This window comes from Streptomyces sp. SID1328, from assembly GCF_009865595.1.
Taxonomy (GTDB): Bacteria; Actinomycetota; Actinomycetes; order Streptomycetales; family Streptomycetaceae; genus Streptomyces; species Streptomyces griseoluteus.
On the sequence record NZ_WWKH01000184.1, the window covers coordinates 1 to 1,826 of the forward strand.

The window sequence follows — 1,826 nt, forward strand, 5'->3', positions numbered from 1 at the left end:
CCGGGAACTTCCGCGGCGCCGGGGCCCATCGGGCGGGGGGACACGGAGAGTTCGGTCAGGGCGGGCAGTTCACGGGTCTCGTCGTAGGCGCTCTGCCAGCCGTGGGCGGCGGCGGGGTCGGCGTACCCCTCGTAGGAGGGGGCCGGGGCGGCCGGGGGGTGGAAGACGATCGGCGGGACCGGCGCGGCACCGACCGCCTCGTGCGCGCCGTACACCTCCGACTCGCACTCGCGTTCGGTAGACATGATCGTCGAATTGTAGGGAGGCGGACGTGTCCGGAACACCCCTGCGCGAAACCCGTGCAAACCGACACGTCCCACGTGGTGGAGAACACACGCGCCACCCCTCCGGGGGCCGTAAGCTCGCGGGCATGCAGGTGATCCAGTCGACCAAGCTCGCCAACGTCTGTTACGAGATCCGGGGCCCGGTGCTCGAGGAGGCGATGCGACTGGAGGCGGCCGGTCACCGCATCCTGAAGCTCAACACCGGCAACCCGGCCGCCTTCGGCTTCGAGTGCCCCCCGGAGATCCTGGAGGACATCCTCCGCAACGTCTCCACGGCCCACGGCTACGGGGACGCCAAGGGCCTGCTGGCCGCCCGCCGCGCGGTGGTCATGCACAACCAGACCCTCGGCATCGAGACCGACGTCGAGCACGTCTTCATCGGCAACGGCGTCTCCGAGCTGATCGTGATGGCCATGCAGGCCCTGCTCGACGACGGCGACGAGGTCCTCGTACCCGCTCCGGACTACCCCCTGTGGACGGCGGCCGTCTCGCTGTCCGGCGGCACCGCGGTGCACTACCGGTGCGACGAGCAGGCCGACTGGATGCCCGACCTCGCGGACATCGAGCGCAAGATCACCGACCGCACCAAGGCCCTGGTGATCATCAACCCGAACAACCCCACGGGCGCGGTCTACGACGAGGCGATGCTCAAGGGTCTGACCGACCTGGCCCGCCGCCACAACCTGCTGGTCTGCTCCGACGAGATCTACGACAAGATCCTCTACGACGGCGCCGTCCACACCCCCACCGCCAAGGTCGCCCCCGACCTGCTCACCCTCACCTTCAACGGCATGTCGAAGGCGTACCGGGTGGCCGGCTACCGGGTCGGCTGGATGGCCGTCTCCGGCCCGCGCGCACACGCCGACTCCTACCTGGAGGGCCTGACGATCCTGGCCAACATGCGGCTGTGCGCCAACATGCCGGGCCAGCACGGCGTGGTCGCGGCGCTCAGCGGCCGCCAGACGATCAACGACCTGGTGCTGCCGGGCGGCCGGCTGAAGGAGCAGATGGACACGGCGTACGAGCTGCTCACGCGGATTCCCGGCGTCAGCTGCGTACGGCCCAAGGGCGCGCTCTACCTCTTCCCGCGCCTGGACCCGAAGGTGTTCAAGGTCAGGGACGACCGGCGGCTCGTACTGGACCTGCTGCGCCAGGAGAAGATCATGGTGGTCCAGGGCACCGGCTTCAACTGGCCCGAGCCGGACCACTTCCGGGTCGTCACCCTGCCCAACGTCGCCGATCTGACGGACGCGGTGACCCGGATCGGGACCTTCCTGGACGGCTACGGCCAGCTGTAGGACTGACTCGACTCAACTTTAGACTCGATCCAAGCTAGGATGGTTTCCTGTCAGCGCAGAGGAGGCCGTCCCATGTACGAACCGATCCGCACCAAGTCGGTCCACAGCACCCCGGCGGCCCCGGACTTCCCGCACCGCTCCCGTGACGAGGAGCTGGACATCCAGCTGGCCGGGCACCTCGCCGCCCTGCTCGCCGTCACCGACGAGCTGCGCGGTCCGGCCGCCGGCCCCGAGCTGGACACGG

General features: G+C 69.4%; 1 protein-coding gene and 1 pseudogene. One reads left to right on the plus strand and one right to left on the minus strand.

Annotated features, from left to right (window positions below):
• Window positions 1–245 (minus strand): annotated as a pseudogene (locus GT030_RS05630) (hypothetical protein); the annotation flags it as partial.
• Between the two features lie 125 nt (window positions 246–370).
• On the opposite strand from GT030_RS05630, the gene GT030_RS05635 reads away from it, so the two are divergent.
• Entirely contained in the window at window positions 371–1,582 is a 1,212-nt protein-coding gene (locus tag GT030_RS05635; RefSeq protein WP_161200124.1) for a pyridoxal phosphate-dependent aminotransferase, read from the plus strand.
• The last annotated feature ends 244 nt before the right edge of the window (window positions 1,583–1,826 follow it).

What these genes read in the sequence shown, in the direction of transcription:
- GT030_RS05635 (WP_161200124.1), top strand. Translation starts at nt 371, where the DNA reads ATGCAGGTGATCCAGTCGACCAAGCTCGCCAACGTCTGTTACGAGATC.